This is a genomic window from Pseudomonas sp. CFII68, assembly GCF_000416195.1.
Lineage (GTDB): Bacteria > Pseudomonadota > Gammaproteobacteria > Pseudomonadales > Pseudomonadaceae > Aquipseudomonas > Aquipseudomonas kilonensis.
Genome location: NZ_ATLN01000100.1, coordinates 39,495 through 63,715, shown reverse-complemented (window position 1 = coordinate 63,715; position 24,221 = coordinate 39,495). Strand labels below are relative to the sequence as shown.

At 62.5% G+C, this 24,221-nt stretch carries 21 protein-coding genes, 4 tRNA genes and 1 pseudogene; 8 read left to right on the top strand and 18 right to left on the bottom strand.

Annotation, left to right across the window (positions count from 1 at the left end; translation table 11 throughout):
- Positions 1-53: 53 nt before the first annotated feature.
- From CFII68_RS08970 to CFII68_RS08990, 5 genes are all read right to left on the bottom strand, one after another.
- Positions 54-686, bottom strand: coding sequence for a LysE family translocator (locus CFII68_RS08970; RefSeq protein WP_018610160.1), 633 nt, complete (start codon positions 684-686; stop codon positions 54-56).
- 272 nt (positions 687-958) lie between these two features.
- Positions 959-1,034 (bottom strand) — tRNA-Gly (locus tag CFII68_RS08975).
- A 3-nt stretch (positions 1,035-1,037) separates the two neighbouring features.
- Positions 1,038-1,113: transfer RNA gene (locus CFII68_RS08980), tRNA-Glu, on the bottom strand.
- Between the two features lie 104 nt (positions 1,114-1,217).
- Positions 1,218-1,293 (bottom strand) — tRNA-Gly (locus tag CFII68_RS08985).
- 3 nt (positions 1,294-1,296) lie between these two features.
- Positions 1,297-1,372: transfer RNA gene (locus tag CFII68_RS08990), tRNA-Glu, on the bottom strand.
- A 370-nt stretch (positions 1,373-1,742) separates the two neighbouring features.
- Here CFII68_RS08990 and CFII68_RS08995 point away from each other — a divergent pair.
- Complete coding sequence (locus tag CFII68_RS08995) at positions 1,743-2,501, top strand: hypothetical protein (RefSeq protein ID WP_018610157.1); 759 nt, start codon at positions 1,743-1,745, stop codon at positions 2,499-2,501.
- Between the two features lie 197 nt (positions 2,502-2,698).
- Here the strand turns inward: CFII68_RS08995 and CFII68_RS28280 are convergent, their stop codons facing one another.
- The 4 genes and pseudogenes from CFII68_RS28280 to CFII68_RS09010 form a co-directional block, all read right to left on the bottom strand.
- Complete coding sequence (locus CFII68_RS28280) at positions 2,699-3,562, bottom strand: methyl-accepting chemotaxis protein (protein WP_371103551.1); 864 nt, start codon at positions 3,560-3,562, stop codon at positions 2,699-2,701.
- Positions 3,560-3,784 (bottom strand): annotated as a pseudogene (locus CFII68_RS28275) (HAMP domain-containing protein); the annotation flags it as partial. The gene CFII68_RS28280 and the pseudogene CFII68_RS28275, both read right to left, overlap by 3 nt.
- Before the next feature lie 992 nt (positions 3,785-4,776).
- The gene (locus tag CFII68_RS09005; RefSeq protein WP_018610153.1) at positions 4,777-6,165 is read right to left on the bottom strand and encodes a PLP-dependent aminotransferase family protein; all 1,389 of its coding nucleotides are present in this window, start codon (positions 6,163-6,165) and stop codon (positions 4,777-4,779) included.
- Between the two features lie 205 nt (positions 6,166-6,370).
- A complete protein-coding gene (locus tag CFII68_RS09010) occupies positions 6,371-7,132 on the bottom strand; it encodes an SDR family oxidoreductase (protein ID WP_018610151.1) in 762 nt (253 codons plus the stop codon).
- Positions 7,133-7,358: 226 nt separating this feature from the next.
- Between CFII68_RS09010 and CFII68_RS09015 the strand changes: the two genes are divergently transcribed.
- Positions 7,359-8,363 (top strand): NADP-dependent oxidoreductase, encoded by a 1,005-nt coding sequence (locus tag CFII68_RS09015; protein WP_018610149.1) that lies wholly within the window; start codon positions 7,359-7,361, stop codon positions 8,361-8,363.
- Positions 8,364-8,520: 157 nt separating this feature from the next.
- Here CFII68_RS09015 and pyrF read toward each other — a convergent pair whose 3' ends face one another.
- Positions 8,521-9,219, bottom strand: coding sequence for an orotidine-5'-phosphate decarboxylase (gene pyrF, locus CFII68_RS09020; protein ID WP_168188532.1), 699 nt, complete (start codon positions 9,217-9,219; stop codon positions 8,521-8,523).
- A gap of 289 nt (positions 9,220-9,508) precedes the next feature.
- On the opposite strand from pyrF, the gene CFII68_RS09025 reads away from it, so the two are divergent.
- The 3 genes from CFII68_RS09025 (at position 9,509) to xopAW (ending at position 12,282) form a co-directional block, all read left to right on the top strand.
- Positions 9,509-10,267: a response regulator gene (locus CFII68_RS09025; protein WP_018610143.1), complete on the top strand. Its 759-nt coding sequence runs from the start codon at positions 9,509-9,511 to the stop codon at positions 10,265-10,267.
- A complete protein-coding gene (locus CFII68_RS09030) occupies positions 10,267-11,310 on the top strand; it encodes a HAMP domain-containing sensor histidine kinase (protein ID WP_018610141.1) in 1,044 nt (347 codons plus the stop codon). Before CFII68_RS09025 ends, CFII68_RS09030 begins: the two co-directional genes overlap by 1 nt.
- A gap of 234 nt (positions 11,311-11,544) precedes the next feature.
- The gene (gene xopAW / locus CFII68_RS09035; RefSeq protein ID WP_018610139.1) at positions 11,545-12,282 is read left to right on the top strand and encodes an EF-hand domain-containing protein; all 738 of its coding nucleotides are present in this window, start codon (positions 11,545-11,547) and stop codon (positions 12,280-12,282) included.
- 219 nt (positions 12,283-12,501) lie between these two features.
- Here xopAW and CFII68_RS09040 read toward each other — a convergent pair whose 3' ends face one another.
- From CFII68_RS09040 to CFII68_RS09075, 8 genes are all read right to left on the bottom strand, one after another.
- Positions 12,502-13,539, bottom strand: coding sequence for an AI-2E family transporter (locus CFII68_RS09040; RefSeq protein ID WP_018610138.1), 1,038 nt, complete (start codon positions 13,537-13,539; stop codon positions 12,502-12,504).
- Between the two features lie 63 nt (positions 13,540-13,602).
- Positions 13,603-14,421, bottom strand: coding sequence for a DUF4892 domain-containing protein (locus CFII68_RS09045; protein WP_018610137.1), 819 nt, complete (start codon positions 14,419-14,421; stop codon positions 13,603-13,605).
- 129 nt (positions 14,422-14,550) lie between these two features.
- Positions 14,551-15,402, bottom strand: a complete 852-nt coding sequence (locus tag CFII68_RS09050) for an alpha/beta hydrolase (RefSeq protein WP_018610136.1) — start codon at positions 15,400-15,402, stop codon at positions 14,551-14,553.
- Positions 15,399-16,193 (bottom strand): alpha/beta fold hydrolase, encoded by a 795-nt coding sequence (locus CFII68_RS09055; RefSeq protein WP_018610133.1) that lies wholly within the window; start codon positions 16,191-16,193, stop codon positions 15,399-15,401. The genes CFII68_RS09050 and CFII68_RS09055 overlap by 4 nt, the downstream gene beginning before the upstream one ends.
- A 276-nt stretch (positions 16,194-16,469) precedes the next feature.
- Positions 16,470-16,913, bottom strand: coding sequence for a hotdog fold thioesterase (locus CFII68_RS09060; RefSeq protein ID WP_018610131.1), 444 nt, complete (start codon positions 16,911-16,913; stop codon positions 16,470-16,472).
- Positions 16,914-16,965: 52 nt separating this feature from the next.
- Positions 16,966-17,418, bottom strand: coding sequence for a phosphohistidine phosphatase SixA (gene sixA / locus CFII68_RS09065; RefSeq protein WP_018610129.1), 453 nt, complete (start codon positions 17,416-17,418; stop codon positions 16,966-16,968).
- On the bottom strand, positions 17,415-17,762 hold the full coding sequence (locus CFII68_RS09070) for a DUF4389 domain-containing protein (protein WP_018610128.1): 348 nt from the start codon (positions 17,760-17,762) through the stop codon (positions 17,415-17,417). The genes sixA and CFII68_RS09070 overlap by 4 nt, the downstream gene beginning before the upstream one ends.
- Positions 17,763-17,792: 30 nt before the next feature.
- Complete coding sequence (locus CFII68_RS09075; RefSeq protein WP_018610127.1) at positions 17,793-18,818, bottom strand: NAD(P)H-dependent glycerol-3-phosphate dehydrogenase; 1,026 nt, start codon at positions 18,816-18,818, stop codon at positions 17,793-17,795.
- A 199-nt stretch (positions 18,819-19,017) separates the two neighbouring features.
- On the opposite strand from CFII68_RS09075, the gene CFII68_RS09080 reads away from it, so the two are divergent.
- From CFII68_RS09080 to CFII68_RS09090, 3 genes are read left to right on the top strand one after another with little or no spacing between them, the layout of a single operon-like run.
- The gene (locus CFII68_RS09080) at positions 19,018-21,141 is read left to right on the top strand and encodes a TonB-dependent siderophore receptor (RefSeq protein WP_033062746.1); all 2,124 of its coding nucleotides are present in this window, start codon (positions 19,018-19,020) and stop codon (positions 21,139-21,141) included.
- The gene (locus CFII68_RS09085; RefSeq protein WP_018610125.1) at positions 21,142-22,074 is read left to right on the top strand and encodes an ABC transporter substrate-binding protein; all 933 of its coding nucleotides are present in this window, start codon (positions 21,142-21,144) and stop codon (positions 22,072-22,074) included.
- Positions 22,071-23,984 (top strand): ATP-binding protein, encoded by a 1,914-nt coding sequence (locus tag CFII68_RS09090; protein WP_018610124.1) that lies wholly within the window; start codon positions 22,071-22,073, stop codon positions 23,982-23,984. The genes CFII68_RS09085 and CFII68_RS09090 overlap by 4 nt, the downstream gene beginning before the upstream one ends.
- The last annotated feature ends 237 nt before the right edge of the window (positions 23,985-24,221 follow it).

The following is a 24,221-nucleotide window of genomic DNA, read 5'->3' as shown; positions in this document are numbered from 1 at the left end:
TTGCAGGGGGATACCACGGCTTATGCCTCGCTCAGCGAGGCGTAAGCTCCGGGTCAAGTTGCCGTGGCCAGCATGACGCCAGTGGCGACCTGGTAGGCCCCCAGGATGGTGATGGTTGCCCCTGAAAAGTAGTTGATCAGCCTTAGCTTTGATTCGGCAATCCGCGCCTTGAAAATGGAGGAGAACCCACTCAACCCCAGCCACCAGGCAGCCGAGCCCAGGAAGATACCGGTCACCATCGGCAGCAAGGCGTGCTGGCCGCCTTGGTCACTGGCCATACCATCACTCAACGCGGCAAATATCGCGATAAACGACAAGATGGTCATGGGGTTGGACAGGGTCAGGAACAGCGTCGTGGAGTAGGCTTTGAACATATTGGCCCGCTCGCCCGCCATGGCCGTCGAGCCGCCCTTCGATCGTATTGTCTGATAGCCAATGTAGGCGAGGAACAACCCACCAAAAATACACAACCAGGGTTTAAAGCTGATGAGCGTCGCAATGATGGCCGTGACACCCAGGGCACCGATGAATCCATAGATCGAATCGGCTGTGGCCGCGCCCAATCCCGTCGCGAAACCGGCTCTCCACCCAAGCATCAGACTTCGCTGTATGCACAACAGTCCAATGGGTCCTACAGGGGCTGCAATGCACAGTCCAATGACCATCGATTTAACGAAAATCAGCATAAATGCATCTCCAGAAGGGGTACTGGAAGGTTAGGAGAAGTGCATTTCTTTAGGAATGAACTATTAATCTTCCTAAGCGTTTTCCCTTAAGTTTTGCAGGAAGTATTCTCCACTCCCCTTCAATATTAAGGAAAATCGTCGCCAGCCCCCTCATACAAGGCAAATCGCTGGTTAAAGGCCCTTGAGCGCCGGATACATAACCTTGGGCATTGAGATGGCTTTTTTACGCGCATAAAAAAACGCCGCTCAAATGAGCGGCGTTTTTTTGAATTTGGAGCGGGAAACGAGACTCGAACTCGCGACCCCGACCTTGGCAAGGTCGTGCTCTACCAACTGAGCTATTCCCGCAAATGGCGTCCCCTAGGGGACTCGAACCCCTGTTACCGCCGTGAAAGGGCGGTGTCCTAGGCCACTAGACGAAGGGGACACACTGCCCGGAACACATGGTGTGTGTTCCAGTGCCCAGATCCGCCTCCGAAGAGTGGGTTCTGGTTTCACTCAGCCCTGCCCGAAAGCAACGCTGTTTAAAATTGGAGCGGGAAACGAGACTCGAACTCGCGACCCCGACCTTGGCAAGGTCGTGCTCTACCAACTGAGCTATTCCCGCAAATGGCGTCCCCTAGGGGACTCGAACCCCTGTTACCGCCGTGAAAGGGCGGTGTCCTAGGCCACTAGACGAAGGGGACACACGTACAACATTCACTGCTTATAGCGTTTGGCTGAGTGCTTTACGCTGTAAGTGGCGCGCATTCTATGGATGGATTGAAGGGTCGTCAACCCCCAGATATAAATTTATTTAAATCAATGACTTCGCCCGGTTTGGGAGCGATCCGGACATTTTGCCCGCTCGGTCTCTGACGCCTATATTCTGTCACCCGCCGAGACGCTATAGTCGCGCCCGGCAAATGATGGCAATGTGCACTCACCCGGTTATGCTCCTATAAACAGCACGACGCCCGTCTAATCGCGTCGCTCGGGCCTATGCGCTTAAAAGCCAAGCCACTACACTCATGACATGCGTACCACAATAAAGAGGTCTTACCGGTGACACCACTCATGATCACCCTGCTCGTCGTAGCCGGGATCGCCCTGTTGATCGCCATTGGCTACATGAACCACGTGGTGGAAAACAACAAGCTGGAAAAGGCCCGCACCAAGGTAGAACTCAACGACCGCATGCGTCGCTGTGGCGAGCTCACCGAAACCTTCCCCGGGCAGTTGATGACCCCTGCCCTGAAGTTGTTGATGACGCGCCTTGAGATGAACGTCTGTCAGCGCCTGCTGAACCTGGAGAAAACCAATCCTGCGGTCAAGGCACGCCTGGACGAATTGAGCGCACTGGCCGCCCAAGGTGAATCGATCCCGGTGAACAATCCACCGGCACCGATCCTGACCGAAGCCAAGGCCAAGGACGTACGTTTTCTGCTCGAGGCCTTGCACGGCCAGATCACCCGCGCTGCCCAGGACGGTTTCCTGCCGTCTAACGAAGCCAAGCGCTGGATTCGCGAAGTGCGGCACATCCTGGTACTGCTGCACATCGAGTTCTTCAACAACCTCGGCCAGCAAGCCCTGCAGCAAGAACAACCCGGGCAGGCCCGCCTGGCCTTCGAGCGCGGCGTGCAGTACCTGCGCAAGCAACAGGAACCCCAGGTCTACGCCGAACAACTGGCCTACCTGGAGAAACTCCTGGCCCGCGCCAATGCCCAGGTCCTGGCCAGCACCCAGCCGGTCGAAGGCGAGGTCAACCAGTTGACCGAAGGGCTGAAGGACGCCGAAGTCAACGACGAGTGGAAGAAGAAGAAGGTTTACGACTGAGGATTCTTTGTCGGATACACCGCCTCGCTGGGCTGTACCCTGTAGGAGCTGCCGAAGGCTGCGATCTTTTGATTTTCGACTCAAGCGCCAGCGCAAAGATCGCAGCCTCCTCGTTGCACTCGTCAGCGCCTACAGCCCAGCGGGGCGGTGCGACGTTTCGCTAAATCCCCTCGCCACAAGGGTTTGCGTCGTCTTCGTCACAACTTGAAATGCCCCACCATCCCTTTCAGCTCAACCCCCAACTGCGCCAGCTCAATGCTGGAAGCGGCATTGCCGCGCATCGCCAGGGACGATTGATCGGCGCTGGCGCGAATGCTGGTGACGCTGCGATTGATCTCCTCGGCCACTGAACTCTGCTGCTCGGCCGCCGCCGCGATCTGTTGGTTCATCTGCTGGATCAGCGATACCGCCGCCGCAATACTGCCCAAGGCGCTTTCGGTCTGCAGTGCATCGCTGACCGCCATCTTCACCAACTCGCCGCTGCTCTGGATTTGCTGCACGGAAGCCTGGGCCGCTGAACGCAAGGCGCTCACCAGTCGCTCGATCTCCTCGGTGGACTGTTGCGTGCGCCTGGCCAACGCCCGCACCTCATCGGCCACGACCGCAAAGCCCCTGCCCTGCTCACCGGCCCGGGCTGCCTCGATAGCGGCATTGAGCGCCAACAGGTTGGTTTGCTCGGCCACGCTCTTGATCACACTCAGCACCGTGCCGATGTTCTGGATCTCGGCGCTGAGGCTTTCGATGCTGGAACTGGCCGACGTGGCCGAATCGGCCAGTTGCTCGATGCGCACCATGCTCTGACGCACCACCTGTTGGCCGCTTTCGACCTTGTCGTCGGCAGTCTGGGCCGCTTGTGCGGCTTCTTCGGCGTTGCGTGCCACATCATGCACGGTGGCCGTCATCTGGTTCATCGCCGTGGCGACCTGCTCGGTTTCTTCTTTCTGGCTGCTGACTTCCAGGTTGGTCTGTTCAGTCACGGCCGACAGCGATTGGGCCGAATTGGCCAATTGCTCGATACCGGCCTGCAAGCCGCTGACGATACTGCTCAGCCCCGCGCCCATCTGTTGCATCGCCTGCATCAACTGACCAATTTCGTCCCGGCGCGTCACCTCGACCGTAGCGCTCAAGTCGCCCGCCGCAATCTGCTGGGCCACGCGAATGACACTGCGCAGCGGCGTCACGATCAGCCGGGTTATGACCCATGCCGCGATCAATCCCACCAACAACGCCAAGGCCGACGAACCGATGATCAGCAGCGAATTCTTCTTCAGTTCGGTCTGCATGGCATGGTCTTCGGCACTGAAGGCCTGGTCAACCCGCGCCACCACTTGATCGGCCCGCTCGTGCAGTTGCTGGTAGACGACTTTTTCCTTCGCCAGCAGGCCGGTGTATTCGGCCAATTGTTCATTGAACCCGGCAATATGCCCGGCCACCTCATTCAGCACGGTCTGGTAACCCGGGTCCTTGACGGTGGTCTTGAGCACGTCGGCCTGTTTCATCGCCTGCTCGGCCTGTTCGATGTTGCCTTCTCCGGCACCTTCAACATTGCCTTTGCGGCTCTGGTCCAGGCGGACCCGCGCTTCGTTCATCGCCTGCAACATCAACCGCGAGACTTCGCTGACCTGGTTGGCCTGCTCGATGAACTCGGCCCCCTCCTTGCCTTCGGTGTCTTTCAAGGTATAGGCGCCGTCATCCGCCAGCCCGGCCTGCAACACGTCCAGGTTATTGGCGACACTGGACACCGACCAACTGGCCATTTCCAGCGCCAGGTCCTTGCTCTGGCTCAACCCGACAAATTCGTCGAACGCCTTGCGATACGCGGCCAGCGCCTGCTCCACGTCGTTCATCACCGGCACGTTGGCAGCCGACTGCACCTTGAGTTCGTTCGCCTGGGCCACCAGCCCATCGACGCCCTGGCGCAAAGCATCGGCCGTTTTGGGATCGGAGCGCGAAGCGTACTCCTGCTCCAGCAGCCGGACCTTGAGCAATCCGCTGTTGAGGGCCGACATCTGTTTCAGGCCATCGAAGCGATAGCTGATGGTCTGCAGGGACCAGACACCGATGGCAGCGACCACGGCGGTCAGCAGCAGCACCAGGACAAATCCGATACCCAGTTTCTTTGCCATACCCAGGTTGGCAAAACGTCCTTGCACGGCCGAAATCATTGCGCTCAGTCCTCTGCCAGTGTGTGTTGATTGCAGATTCGCAACGAGACGCCCTGCAACACAAGATGCTGGCGTCGGAATAATGGCAAAAAGCTACAGTCGCGTCGTTTTCAGGACACTCGAGGTCGATCCAGAGCCGCGGCCCGGAAGAACGCCAGCGCCCTGGGGTCACGGGCATAGGCCACATTGATCCGTAGCCAGTCGCTGTCGGCGCCCGAAGGGCTGAACGCGGTACGCGAAGACAACAGCACGCCGAACCGCCTGGCCAGACGCTGTACTCCAGCGTAGTCACACAATGGCGGTCTTGCCCAGATGAACAGCCCCCCTGCCGGTTTGCCAAAGACCTCCCAATCGGCATCCTCCAGTACCTGCAACAACGCCGCCATATCGGCGCCCAGACGCTGCCGCTGGCGCTGTACCAGCTTGCGATAGGCGCCATTGGCCAGGAGGCAGGCAAGGACCGACTCACAGAACCGCGAGCCACCCATGCTGGTAATGCCCTTGACCTCACTCAGGCGCGCGATGATGGACGGCCCGGCCACCACGAAACCGACGCGCAACGAACTGCTCAGGGTTTTCGAGAAGCTGCCCACGTAGACCACCTCGGGATCCAGTGCCGCCAGCCGGGTCCGTGCCGAGCTCTGGAAATCGCCATAGGCATCGTCTTCGATCACCCGTACGCCGTGTTCCTTCGTCAATTGCAGCAGCCGTTGAGCAACGGCCGGAGCCAGGCTGCTGCCGGTCGGGTTATGGCAGGCGCTGTTGACGAACAGCGCAGTGGGCCGGTGCCTCGCCAGCAGGTCTTGCAGCGCGTCGACGTCCGGACCGCGCGGGGTCCTGGGCAGTTCGATCATGTCGATGTTGTGCAACCTGAGCAGGTCGAACAGGCTTGAATAACCGGGACTCTCCACCACCACGCAGGAACCCGGCGGCAACAGGGTCCGTACGATCAGGTCCAGCCCATGGGTCGCCCCGGTGGTGGTCAGGATCAGGTCTTTACCGGCCTCGATATTGAATTGCTTCAGGCGCCTGGACAGTTGCTCACGCAGGGCGGGCAACCCCAACGGCGTGCTGTAGTTGAACAATCCCGCCATGTCGGTGCGGGTGACCTGACGGATCGCATAGCCCAGGTCATCGCTTTCACGCCAGCTCTCGGGCAGCCCGCCACACCCCAGTTTCAACTCCCATTGCGGGCTGTCGCCCCCTTCAGCGAGCGTGTCCTGCTGTCGATTCTGATCGGTGGGCTCGGGCCCGGGCGGAGGGGGTGGGGCGACAAAAAAGCTGGAGCCATGGCGGGACGCCAACAGGCCTTGGGCGACCAGGCGTTCACACGCCTCATTGACGCTGGACTGGCTGAGCAGGTTCTCCCGCGCCAGTTGGCGGACGGACGGCAGCCGAGTCCCCGGTTGCACCGCATCCTGTCGGATCCAGCCGGTCAGCGCGTCGACGATTTGCTGCACGACAGGCACCAGGGCCTGTCGGTCGATTCTCAACTCCATGAGTAACCAAACTCCTAAGCGTTTGTTTTATTTCCGGAAACAGTTAAGCACAGGCCGCTAGGAGACGATGTACGCCAACGCCGCCAAAACCGCCGATTCTCACCCTTTGAAACACAATGAGGGGCCGTTCCGAGGCTTTTTCGGCCCCACACGAAAAAGCCCGCAACCAGTGCGGGCTTCGTCCTACAAGCTGAGGGGCATGTCCTCAGAACGCTGTGACGCCGCCGTCCACCGCCAGGGAATGGCCCGTGGTGAAGGCCGCGCCATCGCTGCACAAATACAGCACAGCGCTGGCGATTTCCTCGACTTTGCCGATACGCCCCACCGGGTGCATGGCATTGGCGAACTCGCCTTTTTTCGGGTCCGCCTCATAGGCACGACGGAACATGTCGGTGTCGATCACCGCTGGACAGACCGCGTTCACGCGGATTTTCTTCTTGGCGTATTCGATGGCGGCCGATTTGGTCAGGCCGATCACCGCATGCTTGGACGCCGCATAGATGCTCATCTTCGGCGCGGCGCCCAGGCCAGCCACCGAGGCCGTGTTGACGATCGCGCCGCCGCCCTGGGCCAGCAGCAATGGCAACTGGTACTTCATGCACAACCAGACGCCCTTCACATTGACGCCCATGATCGCGTCGAACTCGTCGAGGGTACCGTCGGCCAACTTGCCCTTCTCGATCTCGATCCCGGCGTTGTTGAAGGCGTAGTCAAGACGCCCGTAGGTCTTGATCACTTCGTCCATCAACTGCTGCACATCGCTTTCCAACGTCACGTTGCAACGCACGAACACCGCTTCGCCGCCCGAATCACGAATCGATTGCACCGTGCCCTCGCCGCCCGCCACGTCGAGGTCGGCCACCACCACTTTCAGGCCCTCTGCCGCGAACGCCAAGGCAGTGGCCCGGCCGATGCCAGCGGCAGCGCCGGTAACCACGGCGACCTGTCCGGAAAACGTCATGCTCATTGTCTGTTCCTCGAAGAATGCGGGAGATGACGCCAGTCTAGTCACAGGTCCCGGGGACGCGGCAGCACTATCCAATTGCCGTTTGAGCATTCATGGGCGCCAGTGATAAAGCCACTGGGCGAACTATCACTGTGTTGGATCGAACTGCATTCGCTATGTCAGCAAACCTTGCGACAAGCGCTTCGAAGGTCTATCAACAAGACTTCATTCATCTTGAGTGCCCGTCATGACTGCCCAGACCAATCGCCAGTTCCTGCTCGCCAAACGCCCGGTAGGCGCCGCGACCCGCGAGACTTTCACCTATCAGCAAGTACCGGTGGGCGAGCCAGCAGCCGGCCAGATCCTGGTGAAGAACGAATACCTGTCCCTGGACCCGGCCATGCGCGGCTGGATGAACGAGGGCAAGTCCTATATCCCACCCGTCGGCATCGGCGAAGTGATGCGGGCATTGGGTGTCGGCCAAGTGATTGCCTCGAACAACCCGGGGTTCACGGTCGGGGACTACGTAAACGGTGCGTTGGGGGTGCAGGATTATTTCCTCGGCGAGCCAAGAGGTTTCTACAAGGTCGACCCGAAACTGGCACCGTTGCCCCGCTACTTGTCCGCACTCGGCATGACGGGCATGACGGCCTATTTCGCCCTGCTGGACGTCGGCGCACCCAAGGCGGGCGAGACGGTGGTGCTGTCAGGTGCCGCCGGTGCAGTGGGCAGCATCGCCGGGCAGATCGCCAAGATCAAAGGCTGTCGCGTGGTGGGCATTGCCGGCGGGGCCGACAAATGCAAATTCCTGGTCGATGAACTGGGCTTCGACGGCGCCATCGACTACAAGAACGAAGACGTCCACGCCGGCCTCAAGCGCGAATGCCCCAAGGGCGTTGATGTGTATTTCGACAACGTCGGGGGCGACATCCTCGATGCTGTGCTCAGCCGCTTGAACCTCAAGGCCCGCGTGGTGATCTGCGGCGCCATCAGCCAGTACAACAATAAAGAAGCGGTAAAGGGTCCTGCCAACTACCTGTCGCTGCTGGTCAATCGGGCGCGCATGGAAGGCTTCGTGGTCATGGACTACGCCGCGCAGTTCGCCGCCGCTGGGCAGGAAATGGCCGGCTGGATGGCCAAGGGGCAGCTCAAGAGCAAGGAAGACATTGTCGAAGGACTGGAGACATTCCCCGAGACACTGACCAAATTGTTCAGTGGGGAGAACTTCGGGAAGCTAGTGCTCAAGGTCTGATACACATCAGCTGTGGGAGCTGACCCTCAAGGCCAGACACAAAACAACTGTGGGAGCGGGCTTGCTCGCGAAGGCGGAGTGTCAGGCACCATTTATGCCTGCAGACCCACCGCATTCGCGAGCAAGCCCGCTCCCACAAGGGGTTATCAATGTTTGCTCAGGCCAGTTCGGCCACGACCGCCGCCAGCGCCTTGGCCGGATCGGCGGCCTGGCTGATCGGGCGGCCGATCACCAGGTAATCGGAACCGGCATCCAGCGCCTGGCGCGGGGTCAGGATGCGACGCTGGTCGTCCTGGGCGCTGCCCGCCGGACGAATCCCCGGGGTCACCAATTGCAGCGACGGGTGGGCCGCTTTCAGGGCGCCGGCTTCCAGCGCCGAACAGACCAGACCGTCCAGGCCGGCCTTTTGCGCCAGCGCCGCCAACCGCAGCACCTGCACTTGGGGCTCGATGTCCAGGCCGATCCCGGCCAGGTCCTCGCGCTCCATGCTGGTCAACACGGTCACGCCGATCAGCAACGGTTTCGGGCCGTTACGCTGATCCAGCACTTCACGGCAGGCCGCCATCATGCGCAGGCCACCGGAGCAATGCACGTTGACCATCCACACGCCCATCTCCGCGGCAGCCTTGACGGCCATGGCGGTGGTGTTGGGGATATCGTGGAATTTCAGGTCCAGGAATACTTCAAAACCCTTGTCACGCAGGGTCCCGACAATTTCCGAAGCGCAACTGGTGAACAGTTCCTTGCCGACTTTGACCCGGCAAAGCGTGGGGTCCAACTGGTCGGCCAGCTTCAGGGCGGCGTCACGGGTGGGGAAATCCAGGGCGACGATAATGGGCGTCTGGCAGGCGGACATGAGCGGGCTCTCAGGCAAGTCGAAATCGGCGCGCATTGTAGCGGAACGAGCGCCCGTGCGGGACCCGATGATCGGTAAATCTCATCGTCCCTGTGCAGCATGGACGATACCGGTCTTTGTGTCGAAGCCGATACACTCATGACATGCGTACAACACGTCGACACGCTACCGTCCGCCACCGCACCCCGCCCTTTCAGCGCTTCACGCCCCGCGGCACGACGCCTATGCTGAAGCCTTACCCTCGCCGCCTTCTTTGCGGTTGGCAGCCTACCTGGCAGATGATGCATCCATGCAGAACACCCCTGTTGCAAATTCTGACGATCAAAAAGTCCCCGACGATGACAAGCGCTGGAGCACCCGCGCACTGATCGTCGATGACGACGTGCCGATCCGCGAGCTGCTGATTGATTACCTGGCCCGTTTCAGCATACGGGCCAGCGGCGTGACCGACGGCGCGGCCATGCGCCAGGCGATGCAGGCCGAGCACTTCGACGTGGTCGTGCTCGACCTGATGCTGCCGGGTGAAGATGGCTTGCAGTTGTGCCGCTGGCTGCGCGCCGAATCGGACATCCCGATCCTGATGCTCACCGCCCGCTGCGAGCCCACCGACCGCATCATCGGCCTGGAGCTGGGCGCCGATGACTACATGGCCAAGCCGTTCGAACCCAGGGAATTGGTGGCGCGTATCCAGACCATTCTGCGCCGGGTGCGCGACGACCGCAGCGAGCAGCGGGCCAATATCCGTTTCGACAACTGGCGGCTCAACAGCGTGCTGCGCCAACTGATCTCGGCCGACGGGCTGGTGGTGCCGCTGTCCAATGCCGAGTTCCGCCTGTTGTGGGTCTTCATCGAACGGCCACGCCGGGTGCTCAGCCGCGAACAACTGCTGGACGCGGCTCGCGGGCGCTCCATCGAGGCCTTCGACCGCAGCATCGACCTGCTTGTATCACGCCTGCGCCAGAAGCTGGGCGACGACCCCAAGGCCCCGCAACTGATCAAGACCGTGCGCGGTGAGGGCTATTTGTTCGACGCGCGAGACATCGGTTGATGCAACTGCGCCTCGACTCCCTATTCGGTCGCCTGTTTGGCGTGCTGCTGCTGGCGATTGTCCTGGCGCACCTGTTGGCGTTTGCCTGGTTTTCTCACTACGACAGGCCGCCTCCCGGGCCTGCGCCGGAATTTTCCCGACAAGCCGAAGGCCCCCCGCGCTTCGGTCCGCCCCCCAACCGCCCTCCGCGGCCCTGGTTCGGCGGCCCGGTGGTGCCACTGACCTTTCAGTTCGTGTTCCTGATTATCGCAGCCTGGTACGGCGCCAAGCTCCTGACCCGACCGATCCAGCGCTTGAGCGATGCGGCCGAGCGCCTGAGCGAAAACCTCGACAGCCCGCCGCTGGATGAAAACGGCCCCCGTGAAGCGCGGCAGGCGGCCCATACGTTCAACCTGATGCAGAAGCGGATCCGCGAGCAGGTGCAGCAGCGTTCGCGCATGCTAGGCGCAGTGTCCCATGACCTGCGCACGCCGCTTTCGCGGCTCAAGCTGCGCCTGGAGCAGATTGATGACATCAAGCTGCAAGGCCAGATGCGTCAGGATCTGGACGACATGATCGGCATGCTCGACGCCACCCTCACCTACTTGCACGAACAGCGCACCAGTGAAGCGCTGCAATGGATGGACGTGCAGGCCTTGGTGGAGTCGTTGAGCGAAAACGCCCAGGACCAGGGTGCCGATGTGCAGGTCAGCGGTACCTGCGCGCCGCTGCAGGTGCAACCGATGGCGCTGCGTTCGTGCCTCAACAACCTCATCGACAATGCCCTGCGCTACGCCGGCCATGCCTTGATTAGCCTGGAAGACCAACACAAGCAGGTGCTGATTCGAGTCATCGACCATGGTCCCGGTATTGCAGCGGACAAACGCGAGGCGGTGTTCGAGCCGTTCTTTCGCCTGGAAGGCTCGCGCAACCGCAACTCCGGCGGCGTCGGCCTGGGCATGACCATCGCCCGGGAAGCCAGCGAACGCCTGGGCGGGCAATTGACCCTGGAAGAGACACCGGGGGGTGGGTTGACGGCGGTGATCAGCCTGCCTCGCACCTGAACCCCACCGATTTCCCTTGTGGGAGCGGGCTTGCTCGCGAATGCGGTATGTCATCCAACCTTGTATCGACTGAACCACCGCATTCGCGAGCAAGCCCGCTCCCACACTCGAAACTGCGCCGGGACCAAGTTTGTACACCCGCCGGTACAAACTCCACACACCCACGACAACTGCCCCGCCGAGGCTGCATAAGCCGGTGCACCCACCGGCTATCCCAGCCCAAGGAGAGCGCCCATGATTGGTAGCGTCAGCAGTTACTCGACCTATACCAGCACCAGCAGTACCACCACCAGCAGTGCCCGCAGCCAGCAGTTTCAAAAGGAACTGCTGAGCAAGCTCGACAGCGACGGCGACGGCTCGGTCAACCAGGAAGAGTTGAGCAGCGCCCTGTCGCAAAAAAGCGACGATGGCATCCTGGTCAGCCTGAGCGACAACTTTAGCGACCTGGACAGTGACGACAGTGGTGACCTGAGCAGCGAGGAAATGGCCGCGATGGCACCGCCGCCTCCGCCGCCTCCGCCGCCACGGGACCAGGCGCCGAATACCGAACTGGCCGATGCGCTGCTCAGCGCCCTGGACGCCGACGGTGACGGCGTGGTCAACAGCGATGAGTTGAGCAACGGCCTGGCCAGCACTGGCAGCGATGCCGACAGCCAGCAAGTGTTCTCGGCGCTGGACAAGAATGAAGACGGCACCGTCAGCCTTGACGAACTCGCCGCCAGCCTCGCACCACCGCCACCGCCGCAACAGGCCTCCAGTGAAGAGCTGTTCAGCCAGCTCGATGCCGATGGCGACGCCACCGTCACCGCCAGCGAACTGAGCAGCGCCTTGCAGGCCAGCGACAGCAGCGCCACGAACACCGACCAGGCCAACGTCAGCGAAGCGTTGAACAGAATGATCGCCAACCTCAGCCGGCAATACTCGCTGGATAACGTCGCCACCGTGGGGAAACACCTGAACGTGGCGACCTGATTCACCGGTAAGCCTGGCCTTTCAGAGCCAGGCTTACCTGCCTGGATCGACGCTCACTTTGTGGCGAGGGGATTTATCCCCGCTGGGTTGCGCAGCAGCCCTAAAATCAGACGACCCGGAGTGTCAGGCTGACCGAGCCGGCAGTTTTTGGGGTCGCTTCGCAACCCAGCGGGGATAAATCCCCTCGCCACAAAGGTTTGTGCTTGCCTCAGGGGTGGGTTACCGCGCCTGGCTTTTGCTCCAGTCCGTCAACAGGCTGTACGCCACCGCCAACAGGGTCGGGCCGATGAACAGGCCGATGAAACCGAAAGCGATCAACCCGCCGAACACCCCCAGCAGCACGATGACCAAGGGCAGGTTTCCGCCACGGCTGATCAGATAGGGCTTGAGCACATTGTCCACGCCACTGATGATGAACGTGCCCCAGATGCCAAGAAACACCGCCATCCCGTACTCCCCCTTCCACGCCAGCCACGCCGTGGCGGGGATCCACACCAAGGGTGGCCCCATGGGGATCAGGCTGAGCAGGAATGTGACGATGCCCAGCACCAGCGCCCCCGGCACCCCGGCGATCAGGAAACCGATCAGCGCCAGCACGGCCTGGGCCGCCGCGGTGCCAATCACGCCGTTGACCACTCGTTGCACGGTACCGGCCACCAGTTCGATGTAGTAACCGGCACGGTCGCCGATCAGACGCTCCAGCAACCCGTGGACGAACACCGCCAGGCGCGGGCCGTCGCGATAGAAAAAGAACACGAACACGATGCTCAGGGTCAGCTCGAGTATGCCACCGCCAATCTGCGCACTGCGCGCCAACAGCCAGTTGCCGACTTGCCCCAGGTAGGGCCTGATGGACACCATCATTGCCGCACCCTGCTGGTCGATGCTGTTCCAGATGCCGACCAGCCGCCCGCCCACCAGCGGCACGCCGGCCAGCCAGTCGGGGGCTTGCGGCAAGCCGTCAACCTGCACATCCTTGATGAACGCCGTGGCATCGCGTACATGGTCGGCCAGGTTGAACCCCAGCCACACCAGCGGCACCGCCACCAGCAGCATCCAGCCCATCGTCAGCAATGCCGCCGCCAGGGATTCGCGGCCATTGACCCAACGGGTCAGCAGGCGCATCAGCGGCCAACTGGCGAAAGCCAGCACTGCCCCCCAGAACAGCGCCGACCAGAACGGCGCCATGACCCAGAGGCTTGCGCCGAACAACACCAGGAGCAGGATCTGCACCAACAGCCGATCGTTATTGAGCATGTAGGGTCTCGAAAAAATGAACAGGACCGGGGCAACGGTGTGAACCCGCTGCCCCGAGACAGCTTAGCGCAGCAGCTCCAGGTGCAATCCCGGCGCCTCGCCGCTGGCGGCCTCCATGCGCGCCGCCCGGACGCCCTGGCCCGCCAGCGCCTCAAGCCAGTCCTCGGCCCGGGGCCCGGCGATACTCACCCGCAGGCCCGTGTCCAGGTTCAGCGCCCGGGACAATAGACGCAACCAGCTGTCCTCTGGCTCGCCGGCAAGACGCGGCAAATCCAGGACCCCGGTGTCCTTGAGCTGGCGCAACAGCGTGGCCGATGTCGGCAGCAAGTCCCCCAGCGGTGCGTTCGCCTCGAACTGCTCGACATGCAGGTAGGCCTTGCGATTGCCGCGGGTGATGGCATACAGCGCAACCAGTGTGTTGTCCGCAGGTGGCGCCAGGCGCAGCAACAGGAAGGCCTGGCCGTTGTCGGCGCCATAGAGCTTGGCATTGCCGAAGACCTCGTTGGCCCACAGGCTGCTTTCGCCGCAATCGCGGGCCTGGCACCAGAACAACAGCTCGGCGCCCTGTTTCTGCAGCGCTTCGCGCGCCGCGGTGAAGGCCTGGGTGGCGGAATGTTCCGGCGGCAGTTCGTAGGTGACCGACGTGACATTCCCACGGGCATCGACCTGGCCGTCGAAGCGCAGTTGGCCGCTGATCTTGCGGATCGAGCCCATGGGGTAGACGCGTTCCAGGTCGCTGGTTTGCCGGTAATCGACAATCTGCGCGTCGGGCATGCGCGGCACACGCTCCAGATCGCGACTGCCCGCTACATCGACGGCGAACGACGCCAGGCTGAAGCAGGCCAGCACCAGCAGGACGAGTGAGTGAACGGATAATTTCATCGGATCGGCTTGGCCTTGGAAGCTTGGACGCAACGGGCGCCGTCGATGCACCGCGAGGCTGGCAAACAGAGGTCTGTCATGGTTGTCTCCCTTTCAACCCGCCCAGCCTCGACAGTTGCCCGACACAAGTCAAGGAGCGGTGAAGAACCGATTGAAACAGTCTGCTACAAGCGCGGCGCCGACCTCATCGTTCAGGTGTAGATGATGGCCGCCGGGCAACTGCTCATGACTGAAGGGTAGACGCTCCAGCAACTCCGGGTGCTGAGCCAGCATGCCGTCGGCTGCCACCACCAGATGCGCCGGACAAGCGACCCGCGCCACGAACGCCATGGCCTGTTCATCGGTCAGGCGCAAAGGCGATGGCAGGGTCAGGCGGTTATCGGTGCGCCAGGTATAGCCCCCGGGCACCGGCATCAGGCCGCGCTGGGCCAACAATTCGGCGGCCTCGCGGCTGACCGCCACCAGCCCTTTCATCCGCGCTTCGATGGCCCGCTCGAGGGTTTTGTAGACCGGCTTGCGTTTTTGCTGCAGATCCAACTGGGCTTGCAGGGCCATGCCCATGCGTTCGGCCGCGTTATCGCCTTTGGCTGTAGGAGGAATCACCCCGTCGATCAAACCCAGGTGCGTCACCCGCTCCGGCAGAGAGCCGGCCAGCACCAGCGACACAATGGCGCCCATGGAATGCCCCAACAAGGCAAAACGCTTCAAGCCCAGTTGTTCGGCGACTTGCAGCACATCGTGGGCGTAGTCCCAGAGGGCATAACCGGCACCGGGCGGCCGATGCCCGGAGTGACCGTGGCCAGCCATGTCCAGGGCAATCACCCGCAGGCCCTCGAGCCTGGGCGCCAGGCGGGCGAAGCTGTTGGCGTTGTCCAGCCAACCGTGCAGGGCAATCACCGGCAGTCCGTCTTCCGGCCCGAACAGGTGGGCCGCCAGTTCGATGTGCGGCAGGCTCAGGCGGACCTCCTCGACCCCACTCATGCGCTGCGCCCTTCCCAACGCTGGAACAGGTTCTTGAGCAGGTTGGCGGTGTCTTGTGGACGTTCGAGGGGGAACATGTGGCCACCGGGCATACTCAGGGATTCGCCATGGAGCATACGCCCCACTGATCGGGTGTGATGACGCATCACCACGCGACTCTGCCGGCCGCGCACCACGGCCAGCGGCACCTTGAGCTTACGGGGCCGGCCGGGGCTGGTGTGCGGCACCCCACGGTAGATGCTGATTTCAGTGGCCGGGTCGAAGCGCAGCCGCAGCCGGTCGCCGACTTGTTGCAGGCCGTGTTGCAGGTAGGCGTCGAAGCAATCCGGATCAAAAGCGCGGAACAGGGTCTTGCCAGCAAAATACTGCCGGGCCGATTCCAGGTCAGCGAACTCTTCACGCCGCCCCAGGGTGCGGCCCGCCGGCGTCAGGCGGTCGATGAAGCCCAGGCGCTTGGCGGCCAGGATCACCCACTGGTCGGTACGGGTCAGCAGCGGCGAATCGAGCATGACCACGCCACGATACAGCTCGGGGCAGCGCAACGCCGCGTGCAGGTGCAGCACGCCGCCCAGTGAGTGACCGACGCCCCACACTGGCGCCGGTTGCTGCTCCAGGTGATGGATCAGTTCGTCCACCAGGTTGTGCCAGTTATCGTCCACCGGGAAACGCGGGTCATGGCCGTGCAACTCCAAGTGCGCGACCTGGTACTGCGGCGCCAGCGCGGCGAACAGCTTGCCGTAGGTGGCCGAGGGAAAACCGTTGGCGTGGGCGAAGAAAATCTGTTGCGACATGACAGCCGATCCATTGGGGGAACTGGGGCAGATTGTCCGCAGAACCCGACGGCACGGCAATGACCGTAACTGACAGGAATGATGACAGTCGGGCTTGGGCTATGGGTTTATGAAACTGTGAGCACATACCCTCCATGTGGTTAGGAGATTTGTGGGAGCAAGGCTTGCCCGCGATGGTGGCGATGCGGTCTTTCAGAAATCGAGTCGCCTGTATCGCGGGCAAGCCTTGCTCCCACAGAGAATCCCCTCGCCACAGGGGCCGGGGTCAACCCCATCTCAACGCGCCGGCGGCTGCTCGCCCAGCGGTACCACGGCCATGGTCAGGCGCGACACGCAGTTGACCTTGCCCTCATCATTGACCAGGCGGATGTCCCAGACCTGGGTGGTACGGCCCAGGTGAACCATCCGGGCCGTGGCGGTTACCCGTCCGCTGCGCACGCCGCGCAGGTGGTTGGCGTTGATCTCCAGACCCACGCAATAGAACTTGCTGGCATCGACGCAGAGATAGGCGGCCATGGACCCGACCGTTTCGGCCAGCACCACCGAAGCACCGCCATGCAGCAGGCCGAACGGCTGGTGGGTGCGATGATCGACCACCATGCTGGCGGTCAGGGATTGGTCGTCGAAAGACTCGAAACGAATGTCCAGCACTTCGCTGATGGTGTTTCTACCGGCGGCGTTCAGTTGCTCGATGTTGGGGGTGGTACGCCACAGACTCATCGTTGCCCTTCCTGTGTGATTATTGTTTTGCCCAGTCCTGCAACCGACCGGTTCAGGGATGCCTGATCCCTTTGAGCTTCAGCGCCCCGGCCAGCGGCATGTCGCCTTCCAGCTCGGCCAGGCCGGCGGTTTGCACTTGCTCGGGGTGTTGCAGGTGGCCGTGCTGCAGAAAGCCCAGCAGGCTGCCCACCAACGGGTTATGGCTGACCAGCAGCACGTTGTCCTGATCCTCGAGGCGTTCCAGGACTTTTTGCGGCCGGGTTTCTGGCGTGAGCCAGTCAACTGTTCTCAACTCCGGCTCGAAACCCAGCGCTTCGCGCACCAGTTGCGCGGTCTGCTGGGCCCGCAGGTAGGGGCTGACGTAAATGGCGGTCAGGGGCTGGCCGATCAACTGCGCGGCACTGCGCAACACTTCTTCGCGACCGTGAGCCGTCAGGGCCCGCTCCGGATCGGGACGGGCACCGTACGGCTCGGCCTCACCATGACGCAACACCCACAATTTCATAGCTTCGGCTCCTCGTCCCGGACAGGATGCGCGGCCGGCGCCACGGCGTGAGGCGCCTCACCTTCCGGCGTGCGCGGGGTCGGCCAATCGGCGAACGGCCAGGGTTTCTGGTCGCTGTGGAAGGTGCCGAAACGGCCGATCTGGGCCAGGAACTGGCTCAGGCTGTCGCCGAAATTCATCAGGCTGGCACTGGGAGCGCCGTAGATCAGCCGATAGATCAACTGCACCAGCACCACGGCGCCGAGGATGAATTGCGCCACCTGCCAGACCAGCAGATAAATCACCATCCACAGCACACGCAGCAGAATGGATTCGTATTGGGGTTGCCCTTGCGGATCGTTCATGGGTCGCTCCTGCTTGCGGTCAATAGCGGTTCAGTTGAAACCGCTGGTGGAAATGAAATCGACGTCGGTCTTCGGTTCGCCACGCATCAACAGCTCGATCACCTGCTCAAGCGTGCGCCCTTCGAACAGGATCGCATGCAGCCCGGCGACCAGCGGCATGTACACCCCGGCCTCCTGGGACTTGGCCTTGAGCACCTTGAGGGTATTGACCCCTTCGGCCACTTCACCCAGGCGCGACACGGCCTCCTCAAGGCTCAAGCCTTGGCCGAGGGCAAAACCGACCTGATAGTTGCGGCTCTTGGGTGAGGAACAGGTGACGATCAGGTCACCCACGCCGGCCAACCCCAGGAAGGTCATCGGATTGGCGCCCTGGCTGACGGCAAAGCGGGTCATTTCCGCCAGCGCGCGAGTGATCAACATACTCTTGGTGTTCTCGCCCATGCCCAGCGCCACCGCCATGCCGGCGATGATGGCATAGACGTTCTTCAGCGCCCCGCCCAGCTCCACACCAAAACGGTCGGCACTGGCGTAGACCCGAAAGGTGCGGCCATGCAGCGCCGCCTGGACCCGTTGGCACAGTTCCTCATCTTCACTGGCGACCACGGTGGCGGTCAGCGCGTGCTCGGCGATTTCCCGCGCCAGGTTCGGCCCGGAGATCACACCGATCCGAGCCTTGGGCGCGATTTCTTCGAGAATCTCGCTCATCAGCTTGAAGGTCTGGGCTTCGATGCCCTTGGTCAGGCTCACCAACAGCTTGCCGCTCAAGCGCTCGGCGTAGGGTGCCAGCACCGAACGCAAGGCGCTGGACGGCAAGGCAACGAAGAACAGGTCGCTGCCCTCCAGGGTTGCCTGCAAGTCAGTCACCGGTTCCACTTCCGGGCGGATCTTGATGCCCTTGAGGTAACGCGGGTTCTCGCGGTTGACCCGGATGGCCTCGGCCTGCTCCGGGTCACGCATCCACTGGCGCACCGGGTGACCATTCTCGGCCAGCAGGTTAGCCACGGCGGTACCGAAACTCCCGCCTCCCAGGACCGCAATCGGGCGCTGTTCAGTCATATGCAATCCGTTCTTCCATACCAAGTGGCAATGCGGGGCATTATACGGAGCGGCCAGAGCGCGACCAGCCCCGGCAACAATTACCACCAGCTGTAGCAAGCTGACCATCAATTCCTAGGAAAATGCTGTCAACGCAAATGGAAAAGTCGCTCAGCTCGGTTAACATGCCCGCCATCCACCCCTTCTCAAAGGCTGTGCCGTGTCCATTGGCCCTTCCCGTCCAGGCTCGTCCCTGCTATTGGCACTGATCATCAGTCCGCCATTGCTGGGCGACGATCTGTTCGTGGACAGCCAGTCCATGCCCCAGGTGCTGACGGCCACGCGCCTCAAGCAATCACCAGCGGCAGTGCCAGGCAGCATGACCGTGCTCGACAGCGAGTTGATCAAGGCCAGCGGCGCCCGCGATATCAGCGAACTGCTGCGCCTGGTGCCGGGCATGATGGTTGGCAACATCAGCGGCAACCAGGCCGCTGTGAACTACCACGGCACCAACGCCAGCGAAGCCCGCCGCATGCAAGTGCTGATCGACGGCCGCTCGGTGTACCGCGCCGGCCTGGCCACGGTGGACTGGAGCGATATTCCGGTGGCCATGGAAGACATCGAGCGGATCGAGGTCTTTCGCGGCCCCAACACCGTCAGCTACGGCGCCAATGCGCTGATGGCGGTGGTCAACATCATCACCCGCGCCCCGGCCGACAGCCACGGCACCCGGCTGAAAATCACCCGTGGCCAGCGCGGCATCAGCGACTGGTACGCCAGCCAGGGCAGCGGCTGGGAAGGCGGCGACCTGCGGCTGTCGTTGTCCGGCCAGGAAGACGATGGCTTTGACAGCGACCGCAACGGCGCCGATTACCGCGACAGCCGCCGCCTGAACCGCGTCAACCTGTCCGTCAGCCAGACGTTGAACGAGCAGCAGAGCATCGACTGGCAATTGAATGCCAAGGACGGGACCAATCAGCGGCCCTACACCTACCACCCGGTGTTCGCCGGGATTACCGCCGCCGGCGACAACTCTGACGTCATCGCCAAGGACTATGCCGGTTCGCTGCGCTGGAACCTGGACCTGGACCCCAACCACAGTCTTTATGTACAGGGCTCGATCCAGCACTGGGATCGCCAGCAGACCTGGCGCGCCTGCGACGCCGAGGTGTCCTTCAGCCCGCAATTGACCGATCTGTGGCAGCTCAACCCCTACTATGCCGAGAGGCTGGCACGCAATATCCCCAGCTACGTCAGCAGCGGCGCGCCAGCCGGCACGCCACAGGAACAGGCGCTGGCCAATCAGGTGCTCGACCAGTGGCGCAACGGCGCCTCGCAAACCCTGTGCGGCGACATCGACCAGAGCGCCCGGGAATCGCGCTACGACCTGGAGATCCAGGACACCCTGAGCCTGTCCGACAGCCTGCGACTGGTCACCGGCGCCAACTATCGTTATGACCGGGCTGACTCGCAGACATACTTCAACGGCACCCTGGACGACACCACCTGGCGCCTGTTCGGCCAGCTCGAATGGCGGGCCACCGAACATTGGTTGCTGCAGGGCGGCGCGATGTTCGAAGACACCCACCTGACCGGCAGTTCGCTGACCCCGCGGGTCGCGGTCAACTACCTGATCACCCCGCGCCACGGCCTGCGGGCGGTGTACTCCGAAGCCGTGCGTTCCCCGGACATGTTCGAGAACAACGTCAACTGGAGCTATCAGGTCACCAACGTGCAACCCGCCGCCTTCGGCCAGAGCAGTGCCCGTTATTTCGTCCGGACACGCGGCCCGGGCAACCTGGAACAAGAGCACATGCGCTCCCGGGAACTGGGCTACAACGGTTATTTCGTGGACCTGGGGCTGGCGGTCGACGTGAAACTGTTCCATGACGAAATCACCGGCATGATCAGCGAACCGTTGCGCAACAATCAGTACATCGCCAGCAACAGCAACGAATCGCAATTCTCCGGGGCCGAAACCCAATTCGACTGGCGTGTGACCAGCGCCGACCGCTTGCGCCTGACCTATGCCTATGTCGACGCCCTGGCCAGCAACCCCCTCGACGAACAACTGACCGCCCGCAACAGCGGTTCGGCCGGCTGGCTACGGGACTGGGGCCAAGGCTGGAACAGTGCGTTGTTCTATTACGCCGCCGACGCCCTCAATGGCTATCGCTACGAACGGGTCGACACCCGTCTCGCCCGGCGCATTGCGCTGGGCAAGGCCAGCCTGGAACTGGCGGGCGTCCTGCAGCAGCGCCTGGACAACCAGCCCACCACCTTTATCGACAACCGCTACGACTCCCGCCATGTCGTGTATTTCAGCGCGGAGTTGTCTTTCTAGATGTCCCGACGCCCACCCCGCAAGACGCCATTTCATGGCCGCCTGACGCTAGCCTTATGCCTGGTGTTTGCCGGTTGGCTGGCGACCATCGAGGCTCGGGCCGCCGAGGTCCTGTTGACCGGTGCCGAGGACAGCCCCGGCGTGCAATCTTTCACCCAGGCCCTGAAAACCCTGCGCCCCGAAGACAGCGTGCGGTTTACCCCGCTGGCCAACCTGCCGGCGCCGGACAAGTTGCCAGGCAATGTCCGCCTGGTCCTGCTTGACCTGCCCAGCCTCGACTGGCGCCTGCAAGACGCCCGGGGGCCGGCCACCCTGGTGCTGCGCATCAGCCGCCAGCAAGCCCACGATCGCCTGGGCGAAGCAACGCCTGCGCACCTGAGCCTGCTGTGGAGCGATCCGCCGATGGCGCGGCAATTGCGGCTGATCCGCACCATCCTGCCGCAAGTGCGACGGGTCGGCGTGCTTTACGACACCCACAGTGAATTCCTGCTCAAGGACATTCAACAGGCCGCGGCACCGCTGGGCCTGGCCATCGTCAGCGAACGCTGGGACGACACCAACGACAGCCGTCCCCTGCAAAACCTGCTGGGCCAGAGCGACGTACTGCTGGGTCTCGATGACCCCGACTTGTACAACCCCAAGACCGTGAAGAACCTGTTGCTCAGCAGCTACGCCCGGCAACGCGCCCTGATCGGGCCCAGCGCCGCGTTCGTCAAGGCCGGTAGCTTGGCCAGCACCTATAGCGACCAACAAGACTGGCTGGCGATTCTCGACGAGCTGCTGGACCGCCCCGCCACGACCTGGCCGCGCACGCTGTATCCGGACCGTTTCAAGGTCCTGGGCAACCGGCAGGTCTCCCGCTCACTGGGGATCGAACCGATTGACGCCGAATCCGTCGCGGCAATGTTGGCCGAAGGAGAACACCGCCCATGACCTTGCGTCGCCGTTGGGACATCAACACCCGTACCCAGCTCATCGCCCTCGGCCCGGCGTTGCTGCTGACCGTGCTGCTGATCAGCTTCTTTACCTTCGTACGGATCCAGGACCTGCGCCAGGAACTCAATCACACCGGGCAGCTGATCGCCAACCAACTGGCCCCCGCCACGGAATACGGGGTGATTTCCGGCAACAATGAAGTGCTGGAAAGCCTGCTCACCGCCACCCTGGCGACCCCGCACGTGCGCTTCCTGGAGGTCCAGGACAGCACCGACAAGGTCCTGGTGTACGTCGAACAACCCGAGCAAACCCGCAGCCGTGCCCAGCAGATCGAAGTCTTCCAGGCCCCGGTGCGCCTGCAGCGCATTGCCCTGAACAATGACTTCCTGCAAGGCAACACCACCTCCGGCGAAGCGGCCGGCGAAGATTACCTGGGCCGCGTGATCGTCGGCATGTCCAGCGACGCCTTCAGTCAGCGGCAGCAGGAAATCCTGTTCAAGGCCGCGATCCTGGCGCTGTTCGCCCTGCTGTTCACCTTCCTGGTGGCGCGCCGGCTGGCGACCAACCTGTCCCGGCCGATCCGCGACATCGGCAACGCGGTCAAGGCCATCCAGCAAGGCGACTACAGCACCCCGCTGCCCATCGTCGATGATGCCGAACTGGGGGCCTTGTCGCGGCACATCAACAACCTGGCCGGCGGTTTGGAACAAGCCAGCCGCGAACAGCACCAGGCCATGGCGCAGTTGATCAAGACCCGCGAAGAAGCGGAAAAAGCCAACAGCGCCAAGTCCGAATTCCTGGCAATGATGAGTCATGAACTGCGCACGCCCATGAACGGCGTGCTGGGCATGCTGCAGTTGCTGGAAACCACCCGCATGACCGACGAGCAGCACGAGTACACGGCGCTGGCGTCGGAATCCACCGAACACCTGCTGAAGGTCATCAACGACATCCTCGACTTCTCGCGCATCGAACGCTCGGCCCTGGAACTGGAGCACATCCCGTTCAACCTGGCCGAGCTGGTGGGCAGTTGCGCGCAGTCGTTCCAGCACAGCGCCGCGCAGCGCAAGCTGGGCCTGGACCTGCTGGTCCCGGACGACATGCAGGCCTTGCAGGTCCAGGGCGATCCGACGCGGATACGGCAGATCCTGGTGAACCTGATCGGCAACGCACTGAAGTTCACCGAGCAAGGCCGTGTCACCGTGCAATGCCAGTGGCAAGCCCTGGACCACGAACTGCTGTGGTTCACCTGCACGGTGCGCGACAGTGGCATCGGAATCCCGGCCGAGAGCCTGGAGCGCATGTTCGACGCCTTCCAGCAAGCCGACAATTCGATCTCCCGGCGCTACGGCGGCACTGGCCTGGGCCTGCCGATCGCCCGTACCCTGGCCGAGCGCATGGGCGGAACACTGCGGGCCCAGAGCGAGGAAGGCCAGGGCTCAGTGTTCACCCTTGAGATCCCGCTGGCCCTGTCGCGCCAGACGCCAGCGACCCTGGCGCCGCGCCTGTCTATCGGCAGCGGCAGCGGCAGCGGCGATGGCGGAGGCCGCAACGTATTGCTGGTGGAAGACAATCCGGTCAACCAGACGGTGGTCGAAGCCATGCTGCGCAGCCTGGGCTTCACCGTCAGCATCGCCACCGATGGCGCCCAAGCGGTACGCAGCGCCGAAAGCCTGATTTTCGAAGCGATCCTCATGGATTGCCGTTTGCCCATCATCGATGGCTACGAAGCCACGCGGCAGATTCGCCAGTTGCCGGGCTGCGGCGAGGTGCCGATCATCGCCCTGACGGCCAACGCCTTGCAGGGTGACCGCGAAGCCTGCCTCGCGGCGGGCATGAACGATTACCTGGCCAAGCCGTTCAAAAGGAACGACCTGCAGCAGATTCTGCAGCGCTGGGTGAATTAGAACAGGTCACTGGACCATCTGTGACTGGCGTGAAAGGCGAAAGTGCGGCAGTCTTAGGCACCCGAACAAGTCTCGATTGGGGCTTGAATAAAAATTTCAGTGCACAGGTGTACATTCATTTCCCGTGTGCTGTGACTTTCACTACAACGCAATAGTCTATGAGTAGGCTGTCGACTCGAGGCATGAACGCTTCGGTCGGCCGGGAAGATTTGCCCCACCCTGCCGCATGGGACTATT